We start from the raw sequence: 18,196 nt of genomic DNA on the forward strand, positions 1-18,196 counted from the left end.
GGATGAGGCGGCACAGACCCTGACCAAACTTATCGTGGACCACCCCGATTACCCGGCCGCCCCCGCGCTCCTGCTGAAGATCTCCCGGGAGAGTGGCCGCGGCCGCAAGGTTTTTTAAATTTAATCACCATAGGAGGGACCCGGGATGAGAAACATCACGCGGTCGACAAGACGCTTTGCCGTCCTGGTCGCAGTTTTCCTCGCCAACGCGGCGCTCGCCGCAGCGGCAGATTCGCCGCCTGAAAAGACCGAGAGCAAGCGTCCCAACATCGTCATGATAGTGGCCGACGACTTGGGCTACTCGGACCTGGGGGCCTTCGGCGGCGAGATCAACACGCCGGTCTTCGACGGCCTGGCCAAGTCCGGCGTCAGGTTCAGCGATTTCCACACCGCCGCCGCCTGCTCCCCCACCCGTTCCATGCTCTTCACCGGGACCGACAGCCACATCGCCGGGATGGGCAACATGGCGGAGATGCTGGCGCCCAGCCAGCGGGAGGAGCCGGGGCACGAGGGGTACATGAACAGGGAGGTGGTGAGCTTCGTGAACCTGTTGCGGGACTCCGGCTACCACACCTACATGGCGGGCAAGTGGCACCTCGGCAAACAGCCCGACCTCATCCCGCGCGCCCGCGGCTTCGAGCGCGACTTCTCCATGATGGAAGGGGAATCGAGCTACTTCGACGACATGCTGGGGGTCGGCGCCGGCGAACCGAAGACGCCCTACACCGAAGACGGCAAGTACCTGGTCAAGCTGCCGCCCGACTTCCATTACGCCACCGAGTTCTACGTGGACAAGATGATCAGCTACATCGAGTCCAACCGCAAGGACGGCAAACCGTTCTTCGCCTACCTGGCCCACCAGGCGCCGCACGCCCCCTATCATCTCCCCGACTCCTGGCTCAGGAGGTACGAGGGGAAATACGAGGTGGGCTGGACGGATCTGCGTAAAGAACGGCTGGCCCGGATGAAGGAACTGGGGATCGTCCCGCAGAACACCGAGCTTGCCGACCGTCTCTGGTACGTGCCGGTCTGGGACGATTTCGCCCCCGCCACCCGGGTGGTGCTGGGACGCAAGATGGCCCTCTATGCCAGCCTCACCGAAAACATGGATCAGGAGACCGGCCGCCTGCTCGACTATCTCAAGAAAATTGGCGAGTACGACAACACCCTCTTCATCTTCTTCTCCGACAACGGCGCGGAAGGAAACGACATCGCGGCCACCATCGCCAGCGTCCCCGGCACCCGCGACTTCCTCTTCTACGCGCGCAACTATTCGCAGACCCACCCCAACGCCTGGGGCAGGCCCAACTCCGAGGTGACCTACGGCCCGGCCTGGGCGCAGCTCTCCGCCACGCCGCTGCGCGACCACAAGATGTTCGCCTCCGAAGGCGGCATCCGGACCCCGCTCATCATCGCGGGTAAGGGCGTGCAGCAAAAACCCGGCACCATCAACAACAGCCTCCTTCACGTCATGGACCTGGCGCCCACCATCCTGGAACTGGCCAGTGTAAAGGTACCGGAGACCTACAACGGCAAACCGGTGCAGAAGATCCAGGGGAAATCCCTGATCCCGCTCCTCTCCGCCAGGAGCGAGGCGGTGCGCGGCAAGGATGACTGGCTGGGGTGGGAGCTCGCGGGGAACCGGGCCATCCGCAAAGGGGACTGGAAGCTCGTGCGCAACATAAAGCCGTACGGAACCGGCGGCTGGGAGCTGTACAACCTGCGCGACGACCTTGCCGAAAAGCACAACCTCGCCGACAAGGAGCCCCAAAAGCTCCTCGAGATGCTGGCGCTCTGGGACGAGTATGTGCGGACCAACCACGTGGTGCTGCCGGACATGACGGTATTCGACCTCCTGGAAGACAAGCTGCCGCATCACATGCAGGTCGACGACACCTTTCCGCCCATCAAGTTCAAGAAGCCGTTCGTACCGCCCAAGGAGCTGATCAAGCAGGACTGAGGCGACGGCATGATGTGCGACCATGTCCCGTCCTCACGTCCCCCCCTTGATAAAGGGGGGACAGGGGGGATTGCTTCTGCCTTTAATTGCACTGGAGGGAACCATGAAAAGTAAAAGCTGTCTGCGGCACCTTATATATATCCTCTTCTCCTTTCTGCTCCTGACGCCTACCCTGGCGAGCGCCTTCAGCGATGGCGCCCGGACCTACTGGAAGAACCTGGCCGGGGCCAATGCGGTAACGGTCTGGCCGATCTTCATGGACGGCAACACCAATCCGCTCGACCCGGCCTTCGACATAGATCCCCAGGCCGATTTCAGCGCCACCGTGGCCATCCTCGGGTACCATAAGGTGTTCCCCCTGTTCGGCCGCTCGGCCACCGCATCCATCCTGCTGCCGGTCGGCAGCATCGACGCGAGCTTCACCGCCGGCCCGCTGGGGACCCACCAGTCCACCAACGGCTACGGCGACCCGATGCTGCAGCTGGACACCAACCTGATCGGCGGGCCGGCCCTGATGAGCCTGGCCGATGTGGTGCGCTACGAGCCAAAGTTCACCCTCGACCTGCTCACCTCCCTGTCCATTCCCATCGGCGAGTACCACAGCGACAAGCCGTTGAACATGGGGCAGAACCGCTGGTTCGGCCGCATCGGTTTCCCCGCCATGCTGACCTTCGGCCCCTGGGTCCCCGGGCAGCGCACCACCCTGGAGGTGCTTCCCGCCGTCTGGCTTTTCGGTGACAACGACGACGCCGTCAATCCGAGCACCGGCGCCACCGGCCAGACCAAGAAAAACGATCCGCTTCTCCAGCTGGAAACGCACGTGACCCGGGACCTTACCGAAACGCTCTGGGGATCCATCGACAGCCTCTGGCTGTGGGGGGGGCGCCCCGAGATCAGCGGCGTCACCGGCGATCTGGTGAACAGCTGGGGAATCGGCTTCACCCTGGGCTACAAGGTGACCGACAACCTGAGCGTCAACGCGAGCTACATGTCGACCGTGGGAGACAAGGGGAGCAAGGACCTGCGGGTGAGCGATTTCATGGTGATGCTCAACTACGGCTGGCACCCGCTGGTGGAGGGGATGAACCGGCTGAAGGCGCACTAGGCGCCTCTGCAGGAGAGCCTGCGGAGCCCACCAGGAGAAAACGAAGAAGCCAACCCAAAAAACCCCGGCAGGGTATCCACTGCCGGGGTTTTTACCGATGACCGCCCGTACCCGTCCCCCCCTTGACAAAGGGGGGACAGGGGGGATTGCCGTGGAATTTGTTCTCAGCAGCTTTTACACTCCGGGCTCCTTCACCCGATACACTCCGTGGTGTGCCTCAGTGTCAGCGCGGTGAGCGGTGAGATCGGCCGCAACGGCATCGACCTTCCTATCCAAGACATCGACCTTTTTATCCAGGGCGTTTACCCTTTCGTTCACCACATCCACTTTGTAATCGACCTGAGCAATCTGCTCGCTCAGCTCCCTTCGCACCGTCTGCATCTCCGTATGAAGAGGGCCGTGCGCCTCGAGGACCAACTGGAATTTGCTGTTTATATCTTCCAGGAGGATCTCCATGTGTTCCTTTTCCATGACAGGAAACCTCCGGTCGTTTTCTTTCCAACACCCGAAATCTGGCACGCGCCCCGGCCGATGTCAAAGCAGGATAGGGAGGGGCTGCCCCTCAGGAGAGCGCCGCCCTGACCTTGCTGAGCAGGTCGCGCGGGGTCATCGGTTTGGAGATGAACAGGGCGCCCTCTTCGAGGATCCCCTTCTGGCTGATGATGTCGGCGGTGTAGCCGCTGGAATAGATGACCGGGACCCTCCGGTGGGACTGGCAGATCTGCTGGTAGGCCTCTTTCCCGTTCATCCTCGGCATCACCACGTCCAGGATCAGCAGGTCTATCTCGTCCTCGTGCGCCTGGAACTCACGCACCGCCTCTTCGCCGTCTGCGGATTCGATCACCGTGTACCCCTGCTCGCTCAAGGTCCGCGTCAGGAACCGCTTCACCTCGCTGTCGTCCTCGGCCAGCAGGATGGTCTCCCTCCCCCCCACCACCGGCATCGACCTGGGGGCATCCCCCCTCCTGACCTCGGGAGCCGCCATCCTCAGGAAGATCTTGAAGGTGGTCCCCATCCCGGGCTCGCTGCAGACCTGGATCTGGCCGTTGTGCTGCTGGATGATGCCGTACACGATGGCAAGGCCCAGCCCGGTCCCCCTCCCCACCTCCTTGGTGGTGAAGAACGGCTCGAAGATCCTCTGCCTGACCGATTCCGGCATCCCTTCCCCGCTGTCGGAGACGGAAAGGACCGCGTATGAGCCGGCCTCCAACTCGAAGCCCGGCAGAGGCTCGCTGATCTCGACCCGCTCGGTTTTGATCACCAGGCTGCCGCCGTCGGCCATGGCGTCCCGCGCGTTGGTGGCCAGGTTCATCAGGATCTGTTCCAGATGGCCGCGGTTGGAACTGATCACCAGTTCCTGGGGAGCAAGCTCAGTGGTGAGCTCGATGTCCTCGCCGATGATCCGCAGCAGGAATTTCTCGATCTTCCTCACGGTCTCGTTGAGCTGCACCGGCCCCGGCTCCACCGCCTCGATGCGGCTGAAGGCGAGCAGGCTGTTGGTAAGGTTGGCCGCCCGTTCCGAGGCCGACAGGATCTCGTTCAGGTACTCCATGAGGGGGCTGTCCTCCTCCATCTTCATCCCCAGCAGGCTTCCGAAGCCCATGATGGCGGTCAGGATGTTGTTGAAGTCGTGCGCTATGCCGCCTGCCAGGGTGCCGATCGCCTCCATCTTCTGGGATTGCCTCAACTGCTCGGCCAGGTTCCTGTTGTCGGTGATGTCCCTCCCTTCCGGGATAAGCAGCACCACCCGCCCCGTTTCGTCCTGCACCGGCTTGATGGAAAAGTCGATATGCCGCGGCGTCCCATCGGGATAGCGGCGCGTTACCTCGAAGCGGACGAAAGAGCCGGCCGCCGCCTTCGCCACCGCCTCCTTCACCTGCTGTTGCAGCTTAGGATCTTCGCTCAACCAGGGGGCGTCCCACAGCAAGGAACCCACGACCTCCTCCTCTTCCCGACCGCTGAAGTCAATGGCGGTCCGGTTGCCGGCGAGGATGATCCCCTCCGGGGTCATGAGCCCCATGAGCTGAAAGGCGTTGTCGAAGATCGCCTGGAACCTCCTCTCGCTGCCGCGCAGCGCCTCCCCGGTCCGCCGATGTTCCGCGACCTCCCTCTCCAGCTTCCGGTTCAGCGCCTCCAGCTCCCGGGTGCGCTCCTCGACCCGCACCTCGAGCAGGTCCCTGGCGTCCTTCAGTTCGCGGGTCGCCTTCCTCAGTCTCAGATGCAGGTCGACGCGGGCCAGCACCTCGTCCCGCTGGTACGGCTTGGTGATGTAGTCGACCGCCCCCGCCCGGAACCCCTGCAGCTTGTTGCCGGTCTCAGCCAGGGCCGTCATGCAGATGACCGGGATCTCACTGGTGCCATCCTGCGCCTTCAGCCTCCTGCAGGTCTCGTAACCGTCCATCCCCGGCATCATGACGTCCAAAAGGATCAGGTCCGGCCGGGCGTAAGCCGCCCTCTGCAGGCCGCTCTCGCCGTCCTCGGCGACCAGTATCGTGTAGCAGCACTCCTGGAGGAACTCGCTCATGATGGCCAGGTTGTTGGGGTCGTCGTCTATGATCAGCACGACCGGCTCCAACTCGGGCTCCGGCATCCTGCGCGGGGAGCCGCCTGTCTCCTCAGGCCTGGAGGCAGCTCCCCCCCCGGCAAACCGATGTTCCCGCGACATCAAAATGTCATCTCTGACTGCAAACGGCGCTGGTTTCCCTGCGTATCCCATAACCTTCTCCCATGCAGGCGCCCATCCCTGCTCCGCAAATCCTGCCTGCGCACCTGTTTCTCATATTTGGGACTTCATGCGGATTTTGCACGATCTTGCGGTGAGCGTCCCTTCTCCTTCAAGGAGAAGGACAGGATGAGGATGGGGTTCTCTTCGGCTGCCCCCCATCCTCACCCCGACCCTCTCCTTGAAGGAGAGGGGGATGTTGGCTGAGCGAAAGATTGTGATTAATCTGCTTTGTGACTTGTTTCAGTCGTTGCCGGACAGCGCGCGTTCCACCATCTCCAGCACCGCTTTGGTCCTGAAGGAGGCGGCGAGCTCCGAGAGCGGGGCTGCGAACGGCCGGTACTGCTCGTTCTCCCCCAAGCGGGCCAAGCAGGAGACGAGCCTGCGCATGTCTCCCATAAGGGCCAGTCGGTGCAGCGCCTCCAACTCCTCCCGCGGCGGTGCCAGACAACCAGTCCGATTTCCGCCGGAAGATGCCAAGGCGGCGTCCTCATCTGCGGATCGGGAGCGGCAATCCGGCGACGCCGTCGCTTCCCTTTCCACCGGTGCACGCTCCTGGTCCATCGACTGCATGTCGCCCACCGCCTGTGACTGACCCACCGCCTGCGGCAGCGGGAGCTCGATGCGGAACACGCTCCCCCTGCCCGGCTCGCTTGCCACCGTCACCTCCCCGAGCATCAGCGCCGTCAGCCTTCTGGTGATGGTGAGCCCCAGCCCGGTCCCCTCCGCTACCCGCCGGCTCTCCGCCAGCTGGATGAACGGCTCGAAGATGCTCTCCAGCCTCTCCTTGGGGATGCCGACGCCGGTGTCGATCACCTCGCACCAGAAGAGGCCGCTGTCCTTCAGATAGCCGGCCTTGAGCGTCACCGATCCTGCGGGGGTGTATTTCACCGCGTTGCTCAAAAGGTTCAACAGCACCTGCCGCAACTTCCGCTCGTCCCCATGAACGCAGTCGGGAAGCCAGCCGGCTGCCTGGTACTGCAAAACGACTGTGCGGCTGTCGACGTTGAGGCTCGTGATGTCCAGCACCTGGCGCAACACGGAGCCGAGATCGAAGGGGTAGGCTTCCAGCTCCATCTTGTGGGCCTCGATCTTCGCCACATCCAGGACGTCGTTGATCAGGGTTAGCAGATGGTTGCCGCTGGCGCGCATCACCTCGACCTGCCGCGTCTGCTGAGGCGAGAGGTTCTGCTGCCGGCTCAGGATCTGGGCATAGCCAAGGATGGCGTTGAGGGGAGTACGCAGCTCGTGGCTCATGTTGGCCAGGAACTCCCCCTTGGCACGGTCCGCCGCCTCCGCCGACTCCTTGGCCTCCCGAAGTTCACCATGCAGCTTGGCGAAGGCGTCGGTCAGCTCGTTCACCCCCCCCACCAGTTTGCGCCACTCCCCCTGGAAGGGCTCCGGGTTGCTGCGGACACCGAGGTTCCCCTCCGTCACCGCCAGGATCAGCGTCTCGGTTTCCCCCAACACCTGCCGGATGCTCTCCTTCATGGAGGTGAAGGCATGGGAGAGGGTGAACATCTCGTCGTTGCGCCCCACCTCCAGTTCCTGGTCGAGGTCGCCGTGGGCGATGGCATCTGCCACCGTGACGATCCCCCGCAAGGGGCGGGTCGCCAGGCTGATCAGGAAATACACCAAGAGACTGCTCGACAGCGTGAAGACGGCGGCCAACATGAGCCCCTGGAAGAGGATCGCCTGCTCCCGCTCGCTGATGGAGCGTTTGGAAAAGCCGAGCCTGATCCAGCCGATCGGCTCACACACCTTCTTCGCGTGCTCGGGCTCCTGCAAGATGGCGATCTCGTCGGCGCTCCGCTCGGTGCAGACGGGGGCGACGTAGACGATCTCTCCCTTCTCCTCATACATGGAGATGGGGCGGTCGGAGGGGGCCGGCAGCGGGAGGGGGACCGCCGGGCCGTCGTGGATCAGCTCCTTCTGCCTTTGGTCGTAGAAGGTGACCGAGGAGACCTCGGCGTTTCGCTTCAGGAAGGCAACCGCCTCCTTGAGGAGTTCCGGGTTGCCCGACAGGATCGGCAGTTCGCCGGTCTTGGTGGCCAGGGTGGTGATGGTTTCCGCCCGCTTGATGATTTCGCTTCTGACCAGCGACTGCTCTGTCCTGATCGAGATGCAGGTGTAGACCAGCGAGACCACGACCAGCACGGGGATGGTGACCAGGAGGGCCTTCATCTTGAACGTCATCCGCCGTCTCACGGGTAGGTCCTCCTGGCCCGGCGTACCAGCTCGTCAGGGATCCGTATCCCCATCTTGCGGGCGGTATCCAGGTTGAGAAACAGGTCGAGCTTGCGGGGGGGCGAGGAGGCGAGCCTCGACGGGTCGACACCGTTCAGGGCCTTTCTGGCATATTCGCCGATCAACCTGCCGTCCTGAAAGGGATCGACCACCAGGGCGAGCAGCGCGCCGTCCTTCACGCTCTTTTCCGAAAACCCGAAGATCGGGATCCTTTTCCGGAAGGAGAACAGGTAGGCCTGCTCCATGGCGGCCGAGCTAAGCAGGTGGACGTCCGGCAGGAGCAGGATGGCCCCCGTCCCGTTCAGCTGCTTGATGGTGGAGACCAGCTCGAAAGGGTCCCGGACGCTGTGAGTGGCGAGGCGCGGCGAGTCGTTGCGGGCCAGGACCCCGATCAGTTCCCGGCTTCCCACCACGCTGATCTGATCGATGTCGTGCAGGTGGTTGGCGACCAGGGAGAGGTAGTCGCTGGCCGGGGTCGCCATGTAGAAACCGATGGTATTGGGCCTGCTGGTGGCCGGCGGAACCAGCAGGAGATCGTAGATGACGAGCACCGAGGGGGGAAGCCGCAGGCTCTCGCCCACCGCCTCCTTGCCGAGAGCCACCACCACCCTGGCCTCCTCATCGGCCACCACCGCGTTCAAGGTGTTCCTGACCCGGGAGGGGGAAAGGATCTTTACCGGCGCCCTGAGCGTTTTCTCGATCCCCGAGACCGTCTCCATGACCGGCTTGAGGCTGGTATCGGCGACGATCAAAACGTCGGCCGGATAACTCAGGCAGGCGAAGAGAATGACGAAAACGGGTGTGAGGAGAAAGACTCGCCTGACAAGGACCACGTTTCAACCTTGAACTTTGGAATCGATTTCTGGACGGATCCCATCAGGGAGTTTCCGACTCAAACTTCATCGGCGGCGCTCCCCAATTCTTGAACACATTCCTCGGTCATTTCATATTTACTGGAAATTTACCTACCTGATTCGCGAGATCTTCGGCCACCACGTCCCCCCTTTGATAAAGCGGGAGAAAGGAGAAATTCAAAGATTGAACGCTGTCTCAGCTTCTCCAGTCACCGGCAGAAACTTCTCCTAAAGCTAAGGAAAAGTTCGCCGATAAGGAACCGAATCCACTAAAAGGAGGTGAAAAGAATGGACGCATTTACCATCGAAGTTCTGGAAGAAGGGGCCGAGGTCGATCTGAGCGTTGAATCCTCCTGCTGTCTCGCCATCATGATGACCTTCTTCTAGCCGCAAGGCTGCGTTTCGAATCGAGTGGGGGCTGCGGCCCCCTTTTTTCCCAACACCGCCCATCAGGAAGTTCTCCATGAAACTGTCACCATACCTAAAGATCTACCCGTGCCCCGAGCAGCCGGGAAAGAGCCTGCTCTTTTCGATCAGACGCTCCTCGGTCATCGTCGTCCCCGATCAGCTGCTGGAGGCGGCCCGAAACGGCGCCCTAGCCGGGAGCAATGCGGAAGCGCTGGCGCGGCTGGGCTTCCTGGTTGATGACCCGGACGCCGAGCGGCTGGAGATGCGCGACATCTTCGTCAACGCGAACCGCGGGCGCCGGCTTTTCAACGCCCTGGTGGTGCTCAACCTCGATTGCAACCTCGCCTGCAGCTACTGCTACGAGGACAACTTCCGGGGCAGCTTCTACATGAGGGAAGAGACGGCCGACCTGCTGGTGGAAACCGTGCTGAGGGACCAGGTCGGCAAGGCCGATCGCATCCACCTCACCTTTTACGGCGGTGAACCGCTCCTCTCCACCGACCACATCAGGGATATCGCCCGCCGCCTCGGCAGCGCCGCCCAGGATAAAGGGACAACTTTCAGCTTCTCCATGATCACCAACGGCACCCTCCTCACCCGCTCATTGGTGCAGGAGCTCATGCCGCTGGGACTGATCGGCGCCAAGTTCACCCTGGATGGGCCGCGGGACACCCACGACGCCTGCCGCCCCTTCGCTTCCGGGAGCGGCAGCTACGACGTCATCATCCAAAATCTCGCCGAGGTATGCGATCTGATCGCCATCCATCTGGGTGGGAACTTCACCAGGGAAAACTTCCGGTTCTTCCCGGCGCTGCTGGACGACCTGCTCGCCAGGGGAATCGCGCCGCAGAAACTGGACAAGGTGACCTTTACGCCGGTGCTGAAGAAAGCTGGAGAAAAGGGGCTGGGCGATTTCCAGGGGGAGTGTCTCTGCTCCCAGGATGCGTGGGTGATCGAGGCGAGCCAGCACCTGCGCGAGGAGACCCTGAAGCGGGGCTTTACTGCGACCAAGCTGAAGATGTCCGGCTGCGCCGTGGAATACGAGAGCGACCTGATCGTCAACTACGACGGCTCCCTCTACAAGTGCCCCGGCTTCATGTCCGACGACAGGCTCAAGATCGGGACGCTGAGCGATGGGATAGCCGATTACCGGCAGACCCACAATCTCGATCTCTGGAAGAACGAGGAGTGCCTCGACTGCCCGTACCTCCCGATCTGCTTCGGCGGATGCCGCTACATGACGCTCACCCGCACCGGCGAACTCCAGGAGATCGACTGCCGCAAAGGTTTCTACGACGCCACTCTGGAGACCATGATAAAGCAGGACCTCGCCGCTCGCTCCGCCAAGAAGGCCTGATCGACAAACAAGATAAGGGGACTGACTCCGCAGGTGCCAGTCCCCCTCTCCTACCAACAACGCTTTCCACCGCGCAAAGTTAGCCATTCACCCTACCCGACAGTCACCGGCAGGCATCGGTCCATCGGTCACAAAACGCTGATCCCTCCGCTACGTCCCCCCCCTTGATAACGGGGGGACAGGGGGGATTTGCCTTCGGTTGCCGCCTCAGAACCTCAACTTCACTCCCCCTTCCACCCAGCGCCCCGGGTTCACCTGCGACACCAGCGTCGTGTAGGGTGCGGCGAAGATATTGTGCACGTTGAAGAAGAGCTCCGCGCTCCTGTCGTTGCCGAGGCTGAACCTCCGGTTCAGGTTGGCGTCCCAGACGAAATAGCCATCCCTCCCCACCCCGTCGGCTAGATCCCACTTGAGATAGGTCCCCGTCAGCTGTCCCAGCCAAGCCTTGCGGTCGTCATACTTGACGCCGACCTGGTAGGAGTAGTTATTGATGGTCCTGAAGGGGGCATCCGGACTGATGTGGACGTAACTGTTGGAGAGCTTGAGGCTCGTGTTGTACAGCGGCGCGCTTTCGGCAGACACCTCGTACCCCTGGCGGACGATCTTGCCGACGTTGATGTACTTGCCGGTCGTGCGGTCGGGATCGTCACTGATCGCCTTGTCGATGTCGTGCCGGAAGAGGGTGCCCTTCAGGTTGACCCGCTCCAAAACGGACGATTCCACGCCCCCCTGGTAGGACCACCCCTGCTCAGCGGTCAGCCCCGGGTTCGCCAGCCAGAAAACACCGCCCCCCGAGGTCATGGCGAAGGTCGGACGCGTGAAGCCCTTGGCGATGGAGACCCGCGCGATGCTGTGCTCGCTGAACTGGTAGGTGGTTCCCAGGCTGGGGCTGACGTAATTGCCGGATACGCTGTCGTGGTCGAACCGGATGCCGGGAGTGATGGCAAAGTTGCCCAGGGTCACGGTATCGTTGGAGAAGAGCGCCCACCTGGTCCCCCCGGCGGAGACGTCGCTGGTCCGCTTGCGCCAAGGCATCAGGATGTCGTTGGTCTCGGAGCCGTCGCTCGCCTCGAACCCGGCGACCGCGGTCTGGATATCCCCGGTATAGACCAGACGGAGGTTGCCGCTGGTCGCCCTGTCCCTGATGGTGGCTTTATTGAAGATGTCGCCGCTGCTGACGCCCAGGATGTCGTTGGGACTGGTGAAGTCAGTCTCCGCCTTGAAATCGTAGCGAAGCGTATTCATCTCCGCCTTCAGCGTGAATTTGGGGGAGAAGCGATAGTCGAGGGCGCCGGTGGCGTGGAAAGCGGTCAGGTTTATCCCGCCATCGGTGTCGAGGGTGCCGACCGGGCTGGGGTTGTGCTGCGCCCCCGCCCCCAGATCGGAGGTGCTGTAGCCGACGGTGAAGGTGACATCCATGTCGTGCAGCGGCGAGACGGTGAATTTGCCGTAGACGCTGTCCGAGGTGGAATTGCGGTGGTTGGCCAAGCCGTCCGAGGCAAGCCGCCCGGCGTACAGGAAGTAGCCTACCCCTCCCGCCTTGCCGAAAAGCTGGGCGTTGAAGTCCCTGGAATTGGCCTGCCCGTAGGATGCGAAGGCCATCCCCTTGGGGATGGTGGAGTCGCCGGCGTTCTTGGTGATGATGTTGATCACCCCGCCCAGCCCCGACCCCCAGGTGGAGGAGGCCGGTCCCTTGATGATCTCGATACGGTCGATGATGCCGACCGGGATGCTGCAGGTCTCCGCATGCCCGTCGGAGACGAAGTTCCAGACCACCCCGTCCACCAGCACCGTCACGTGTCGGGAGGCGCTGCCCTGGATGTGCAGCTGGCCGCCGCTGTTGAAATCGTTGGTCTCGAAATCGACGAACACGCCGGGGACCTTGCTCAGCACCTCGTCCACCGTGTGCGCGTTCATGTCCTCGATATCCTTCGCCGTGATGACCTCCATGTTCTCGGCCACCTGGGAGATCGGCTTCGCCGTACGCGTTGCCGTCTGGACGTACAACTCCTTTTCCTCCCAGAACATGAGCAGGTCCCGGTTGGATCCCTCCATCGCGACAGCCGGGCTGACGGCATCAGCGCCTGCATCCACCGGCGCGCCGGTTTCGGAGGCGGCATCCTGATTCTCCGGCGCCACCTTTTCCTGGGCCAGGGCCACGCTACCCGGCAAGAGGAGGCTCAGGGCAAAAAACCACCACAGCAAACCACGCCGCAACGCCGGCCTGGCGCAGGACCATTCCTCGTTGATTCCTTTCCAATTGTTCGTCATGCAACACACTCCATTTTTGCAGAGGCAAGCCCCCGAAGAGGCTGAAACGCCGCTTACCACTCTTAAAAGAAAATCAAACGACTTCGGCGCGCTACGCACCAACACCATGCAGCGTATCGCCCGCCAGTTAAAAAACTTCAGAAGTATTTGCTGACATACCGGTTTTTGCCGTACCGCCCGCAGGAAAATTGCGGAACTGCGCAGCTAAACGAACAGCGACGGTGGGAAATGAAGAGGGTGAGACGACATCGGCAGCGAAGAATAGGTGACGAAGCGAGGAGAAGTGCGCTTGTTCCCACTACGTCCCTCCCCTTCAAGGGGAGGGACAGGGTGAGGATGGGGTTCACAGGGGACAGGGGGACTGGCTCAGTCAGGTGCCTGTCCCCCTGTCCGACTCGTCCCCCTCACTGTACAGGGACAGGAGCTTGCCCGCCGTAGCCTTTGGGCGAAGGCGGGTGAGGATGGGGTTCGCTCAGGCAGGAGTAGTAGCAGAGAAATGATCAGGCTACTGCATCAGCACCGGCAAGGCCGCGTGCGCCACCACCCGTCCCCCCTTCAGGAGCCGCAGCTCCACAGTGCGAACGGTCGAGGCAGACGGTGACACTTTGAGCGCCAGGGTTAGTTTCCGGTTGTCGTTTGGCTGCAGGAGTATGTTATTGACCGGTCCGATCAGTTCCATGCGGCTTCCCGGCACCGGTTCCACGGCGAGAGTGAAGGTGCTGGGGGCCGAACTGCGGTTCTCCAGATAGACCAGGTAAAAGTTGACCAGCGAGCCGTCCGAAAGCCTCTTCACCTCTCCGTTTGCCCCCATTCGTACGCTGAGGGTTGCCTCCTCCCTCCTGGCCACTCCCATGATCAGCGTGACGACGAGCAGGAGGCTGACACCGCCGAAGAGGATGGCCCTCCAGTTGGCGCGCCAGCCTCTCTCCGATCTCTTCCCGAAGGTGTAGTGGATGAGTCCCTGCCCGCCGCGCCCCTCCATCACGTCACGGCAAGCGTCCAGGCAGCGGCCGCAGTTGATGCACTCTACCTGCGCCCCCTCCCTGATATCGATCCCCATCGGGCAGACTCTCAGGCAGGCTCCGCAGCGCAGGCACTCTTCCGTGCGCGCCGGATCGAACTCCAGGGTGAGGGTACCCGGTTCCATGGTCATGAACTGGACTCGGCCATACGGGCAGAGGGTCTTGCAGAAGCTGCGCTTGACCAGGGCAAGGTCCAGATAAACCAGCAGGAAGGTCGTTGCGAAGAGCATCCCAGCCGCGGTCCCCATCCTCCCCGAGGCAACTCTGGCGAAGAACTCATCGGGCGGGACGAAATACCAGAGCAGGTTGCTGGCCACCAGAGCGGCCAGCGCGAGGTAGACGACCTGCCGCAGGAGCGCCGACACCGCTTTCAGCCGCGTCAGCGAGGCACACTTCTCCTCCACCCACTCGGCGATGTCGCCCAGGGTCGTCTGGGGGCAGGCCCAGCCGCACCAGACCCTGCCGAAAAGGAGGGTGATGAAGAGGAAGAGGAAGATGCAGATGAGCACAGCGAGGAGGAAAAGGTAGAACTCGTCGATGCGGATGGTGGCGCCGAAGAACAGCAGTGAACGGGATGCCGCGTCCAGCCGCAGCAGAGATTCCCCGTTGATCTTCAGAAAAGGGATCACCAGCAGGAGCAGCGTACTCAGCCACTGAAACAGCTTTCGCTTCGGTGCGATCCTCTGTCCGGGATTCACGATAAGAAGCTCCTCACCGGATCGCAACTAGCATCATGAGGCGGCCTCTTCATTGTCTCGCGATACCACGACCCGATGTTCCTCGATTATCCTTTTGAACGCCTCGCTCGTCGTCGCCCAGTCCACGACATCAACCTTGATGGTCATATCCGAGTCGTCGAAGGCCTCACGAATGTCTGCCATCGTGGCAAGAGATATCGGCTCTTCTGAAATGATCGCCAGGTCCAGATCGGAGTACGGTTTCGCCGTCCCCTTTGCACGAGAACCGAATGCCCACACCTCATATTCGGGAATGTGAGCCCTCAAGATGCGCCTCATCTCTTCCAAATCGTGTGGAGATAAATCCAGCATCGCCTCTCTAGTAAGCATGGCTATTGATTGGTGGGCTTGTTGAGGAGTTGCGAGTAGAGGTACTTCGCCTCTTGCAGGAAATCGGGAGCGATTGCGTAGACGGCTTCCGCCTTGCTTTTATCATAGGTATGGCTGCTGTCGGTCCGGGCCTGACGGTAGGTTTTCCATTTCAGCCAATCGGACCGCAAAAGCCCCTTCTCGTTGCCAGTACGGATGAGATTCTGAAAGGTATCGACATCTATGTCCTCGGGGTTAGCCGCTGTGTCCTCGAGATAGCGCTTCAGCATTTTATGGCTGAGCTCGTAGGTGAACTTGAAGCACTGAATGACGGAATTGCGAAGCTGCTCAAAGAGTTCCGGATCTTCGGCAACCGGAGAGGTGGCGTATTTGAGACTCTTCTCAAGCTGGCCAATGGCGCTTTCAAGTGATGTCAAATCCAGGCTCATCAGGATCCCTCGTCCAACAGCAATTACCCCGTACACGCGGCATCACTGAAAATATCATCTACGACAGAGTTAGTCAAAGCCTACTCACCTCATAACGGTCCCACATCCCAGCTTATGATCAGGGACAACTCCATCTAAACGGCCGATGACAGGACCATTTAGGATGGATTTAATCAATTTGACACCTCGGTCTTTTCCAGATACTTAAAGCCACAACTACAATTGCGGAGGGAATACTTAAAAAGCCTCAAAACCTGCCTTGCCTTTGCCATCTGCGCCCTTGCCCTGTCCGGCTGCGCCACCACGGTGGGGACTTCACCCAAGGGGCTGGAGGCTCCCATCGAGAAGGCGGCGATCAAGTATGCCTCGGACGTGAAGGAGGGGGGCTACAAGGTGGTCGGCACGGATGAGTTGAAGAAATGGCTCGACGAGGGGAAAAGCCTCACCCTGATCAGTGCGCTGCCGGCCGAAGACGACCGGGCCTTCGGCCTCATCCTCGCATCACAAGAGTGACGTTTTTTACCTATTCGAAATTGCCACCCTCATTCCCCCACAGGCACCTTCCTCTCTTCCATTGCGTATAACTCAACATACTTTCCCGACAAAGCAAACTTTCCACCATATCACTGTCATTTCCGGTCCACATCCAGTATCACAAAATATTTCTAACAGTATTGTCGGCACACAATGTGCGTTGAAAAAGGCCAGCTTCAGCAAAAGTTTTGTGGAGTTTCTCGTAGTGCGGAACTAGCAGATTTCAACACATTCGAAACCCTGCAAAAAATGCAACAATCAGCTTGTTTTTTGGCTTTTAACTGCTCCTTTTAAGCAGACCACCAGAAGGTGGGGCCACTGTTATTTGTCAGCCGGGCGCAGACACTTGAATTGCCACGGGAGATTCCAGCTCCCGTGCTGCCGGCTGCTGAATAGTCCACGTAAGAACAACGGGAGTGACTATGTATGTTTATGTGAAGGTGAAATTCACCGCTGCGCTCATTCTGTCCGCTGGCTGGCTTCTCTGCTCCATCTACTTGGCAATCCCCTGGTATATCGACCTTTCCGCCCGCCTGTACCATCCCCTCCCGGAAATCATAGTGCTTGGGCTCGCCATCATCCCCGGCTGGGCGATGTCGTTCACCATCTTCTCACTGCTGCTGGACCGCCGTCCCCGTTACGTGGAGAAACCCTTCGAGCCACCGCCGCTCACCCTGCTGATCGCCGCCTACAACGAAGAGGAGAAGATCTTCGACACCCTGAAATCGGTCTGGCTGCAGCGGTACCCTGCCCATCTGAGGGTGGTGGTGATCGATGACGGCTCGACCGACAGGACCGCCGACAGGGTCACCGATTTCATCGAACGGCACACGGCGCCCGACAAGACCTTCGAGCTGATACGCCAGCCGGAGAACCGCGGCAAGGCCATCGCCCTCACCACCGGCCTTGCCACCGTCGACACCAAGTTCGTCATCACCATCGACGCCGACTCCTACCTCTACGGCAAGGCGGTGGAGAACCTGGCCAGGAACATCGTGCTCGGCCCGGAAAATACCGCCGCCGTGGCGGGCAACGTCCTGGTCCGCAATTCCCGGGACAACCTGATGACGCTTCTGCAGGAATGGGACTACTTCCACGGCATCGCGGTGATCAAGCGGGTCCAGTCCCTTTTCCAGGGGACCCTGGTGGCCCAGGGCGCCTTCTCCATCTACCGGACCGAGGCGGTCAGGAAACTGAACGGCTGGCCCCCCAAGATCGGCGAGGACATCGTCTTGACCTGGGGGCTGTGCGATCTCGGCTACCGGGTGAGCTACGCGGAGAACGCCTTCTGCTTCACCGTGGTCCCGCAGAGCTACTGGCAGTTCTTCCAGCAGAGAAAACGCTGGTCCCGCGGGCTGATCGAGGCCTTCAAATCCTATCCCCGCGCACTGCTCAGGCTGAGGATGAACTCTCCCTTCATCTGGTACAACCTCTTCTTCCCGCTGGTGGACAGCGCCTACCTCTTCTTCTTCCTCCCCGGCCTGATCGCGGCCCTCTTCTTCCACGACTACACGGTAGTCGGCATGATGACGGTGCTCCTCCTGCCGCTGGCCCTGATCGCCAACGGGCTCTTCTTCTGGAAGGAGCGCAGGATATTCGAGGAGTACGGGCTGAAGGTCAGGACGAACCTCGTCGGTTTCTGCATCTACCTGGTCGCCTACCAGGCCCTCATGGCACCGGCGACCGTTTCCGGATACCTGGGTGAACTGCTGAACACCACCAAGAGATGGGGGACCAAGAAATGAAAACGATCGCACTACTGGCACTGGTGCTGCTCAGCCTGGCCCCCTGTGCTTACGGATGGCAGCAAGACCTGGAATTAAGGTCGGAACTCTACGACGACAGCGACAGCACCAACAATGTGAGCCTGGACCAGGTCTTTCACTGGAAGGATAAGACCACCAAGTTCGGCGTGGGGGCGACCCAGACGCTGATAAACGAGTCGGGAGGAGCAAGGGGGTACGCGGGAGGATTGCTGGAGGGGTACAAGAAAATCGACAACGTGGACTTCACCGGTCAACTGAAGATGCTCTACTGGAACCGGCAGTTCAAAACGCCGGTGTCGCTCGCCTCAAGCCAGACGCTGGGCGCCTTCCACCTGGAGGAGAGCGTCGACTACGGCACCATCGATTCCGTGAAAGCCTACCACGATAAAATCGACTTTTGGTCGGTGGGGGGGGCAGTCGACTGGGAGGTCATGAAGCAGCTGACCATCACCGGC

General features: G+C 61.1%; 14 protein-coding genes. 6 read left to right on the plus strand and 8 right to left on the minus strand.

The window, feature by feature from the left end:
• Nucleotides 1–145 precede the first annotated feature (145 nt).
• A complete protein-coding gene (locus tag VJ604_RS13185; protein WP_324083249.1) occupies nt 146–1,960 on the plus strand; it encodes an arylsulfatase in 1,815 nt (604 codons plus the stop codon).
• Between the two features lie 103 nt (nt 1,961–2,063).
• Nucleotides 2,064–3,065: a transporter gene (locus VJ604_RS13190; protein WP_324083250.1), complete on the plus strand. Its 1,002-nt coding sequence runs from the start codon at nt 2,064–2,066 to the stop codon at nt 3,063–3,065.
• A gap of 174 nt (nt 3,066–3,239) precedes the next feature.
• Here the strand turns inward: VJ604_RS13190 and VJ604_RS13195 are convergent, their stop codons facing one another.
• The 4 genes from VJ604_RS13195 to VJ604_RS13210 form a co-directional block, all read right to left on the minus strand.
• A complete protein-coding gene (locus VJ604_RS13195; protein WP_324083251.1) occupies nt 3,240–3,536 on the minus strand; it encodes a hypothetical protein in 297 nt (98 codons plus the stop codon).
• 91 nt (nt 3,537–3,627) lie between these two features.
• On the minus strand, nt 3,628–5,628 hold the full coding sequence (locus tag VJ604_RS13200; protein WP_324083252.1) for an ATP-binding response regulator: 2,001 nt from the start codon (nt 5,626–5,628) through the stop codon (nt 3,628–3,630).
• Nucleotides 5,629–6,030: 402 nt separating this feature from the next.
• Nucleotides 6,031–7,995 carry a HAMP domain-containing sensor histidine kinase gene (locus VJ604_RS13205; RefSeq protein ID WP_324083253.1) on the minus strand — a complete coding sequence of 655 codons (1,965 nt, stop codon included), beginning with the start codon at nt 7,993–7,995 and terminating at the stop codon, nt 6,031–6,033.
• Nucleotides 7,992–8,867, minus strand: coding sequence for an ABC transporter substrate-binding protein (locus VJ604_RS13210; protein ID WP_324083254.1), 876 nt, complete (start codon nt 8,865–8,867; stop codon nt 7,992–7,994). The genes VJ604_RS13205 and VJ604_RS13210 overlap by 4 nt, the downstream gene beginning before the upstream one ends.
• A gap of 484 nt (nt 8,868–9,351) precedes the next feature.
• Between VJ604_RS13210 and gptM the strand changes: the two genes are divergently transcribed.
• Nucleotides 9,352–10,653: a geopeptide radical SAM maturase gene (gptM, locus tag VJ604_RS13215; protein ID WP_324083255.1), complete on the plus strand. Its 1,302-nt coding sequence runs from the start codon at nt 9,352–9,354 to the stop codon at nt 10,651–10,653.
• Nucleotides 10,654–10,860: 207 nt separating this feature from the next.
• On the opposite strand, the gene VJ604_RS13220 is transcribed toward gptM, so the two are convergent.
• The 4 genes from VJ604_RS13220 to VJ604_RS13235 form a co-directional block, all read right to left on the minus strand.
• Nucleotides 10,861–12,924, minus strand: a complete 2,064-nt coding sequence (locus VJ604_RS13220) for a TonB-dependent receptor plug domain-containing protein (protein WP_324083256.1) — start codon at nt 12,922–12,924, stop codon at nt 10,861–10,863.
• A 505-nt stretch (nt 12,925–13,429) separates the two neighbouring features.
• Nucleotides 13,430–14,644, minus strand: coding sequence for a 4Fe-4S dicluster domain-containing protein (locus VJ604_RS13225; RefSeq protein ID WP_324083257.1), 1,215 nt, complete (start codon nt 14,642–14,644; stop codon nt 13,430–13,432).
• 33 nt (nt 14,645–14,677) lie between these two features.
• The gene (locus VJ604_RS13230) at nt 14,678–15,013 is read right to left on the minus strand and encodes a nucleotidyltransferase family protein (protein ID WP_324083258.1); all 336 of its coding nucleotides are present in this window, start codon (nt 15,011–15,013) and stop codon (nt 14,678–14,680) included.
• A gap of 2 nt (nt 15,014–15,015) precedes the next feature.
• A complete protein-coding gene (locus VJ604_RS13235; RefSeq protein ID WP_324083259.1) occupies nt 15,016–15,441 on the minus strand; it encodes an HI0074 family nucleotidyltransferase substrate-binding subunit in 426 nt (141 codons plus the stop codon).
• 222 nt (nt 15,442–15,663) lie between these two features.
• On the opposite strand from VJ604_RS13235, the gene VJ604_RS13240 reads away from it, so the two are divergent.
• The 3 genes from VJ604_RS13240 to VJ604_RS13250 form a co-directional block, all read left to right on the plus strand.
• Complete coding sequence (locus tag VJ604_RS13240; RefSeq protein ID WP_324083260.1) at nt 15,664–15,954, plus strand: hypothetical protein; 291 nt, start codon at nt 15,664–15,666, stop codon at nt 15,952–15,954.
• A 443-nt stretch (nt 15,955–16,397) separates the two neighbouring features.
• Nucleotides 16,398–17,720: a glycosyltransferase family 2 protein gene (locus VJ604_RS13245; protein ID WP_324083261.1), complete on the plus strand. Its 1,323-nt coding sequence runs from the start codon at nt 16,398–16,400 to the stop codon at nt 17,718–17,720.
• Nucleotides 17,717–18,196, plus strand: a 480-nt coding sequence (locus tag VJ604_RS13250; RefSeq protein WP_324083262.1) for a hypothetical protein, incomplete at its 3' end; no start/stop codon positions are given. The genes VJ604_RS13245 and VJ604_RS13250, both read left to right, overlap by 4 nt.

Source organism: Geomonas sp., assembly GCF_035254065.1.
Lineage (GTDB): Bacteria > Desulfobacterota > Desulfuromonadia > Geobacterales > Geobacteraceae > Geomonas.

What these genes read in the sequence shown, in the direction of transcription:
- VJ604_RS13245 (WP_324083261.1), top strand. Translation starts at nt 16,398, where the DNA reads ATGTATGTTTATGTGAAGGTGAAATTCACCGCTGCGCTCATTCTGTCC.
- VJ604_RS13230 (WP_324083258.1), bottom strand. Translation starts at nt 15,013, where the DNA reads ATGCTTACTAGAGAGGCGATGCTGGATTTATCTCCACACGATTTGGAA.
- VJ604_RS13235 (WP_324083259.1), bottom strand. Translation starts at nt 15,441, where the DNA reads ATGAGCCTGGATTTGACATCACTTGAAAGCGCCATTGGCCAGCTTGAG.
- VJ604_RS13220 (WP_324083256.1), bottom strand. Translation starts at nt 12,924, where the DNA reads ATGACGAACAATTGGAAAGGAATCAACGAGGAATGGTCCTGCGCCAGG.
- gptM (WP_324083255.1), top strand. Translation starts at nt 9,352, where the DNA reads ATGAAACTGTCACCATACCTAAAGATCTACCCGTGCCCCGAGCAGCCG.
- VJ604_RS13185 (WP_324083249.1), top strand. Translation starts at nt 146, where the DNA reads ATGAGAAACATCACGCGGTCGACAAGACGCTTTGCCGTCCTGGTCGCA.
- VJ604_RS13195 (WP_324083251.1), bottom strand. Translation starts at nt 3,536, where the DNA reads ATGGAAAAGGAACACATGGAGATCCTCCTGGAAGATATAAACAGCAAA.
- VJ604_RS13190 (WP_324083250.1), top strand. Translation starts at nt 2,064, where the DNA reads ATGAAAAGTAAAAGCTGTCTGCGGCACCTTATATATATCCTCTTCTCC.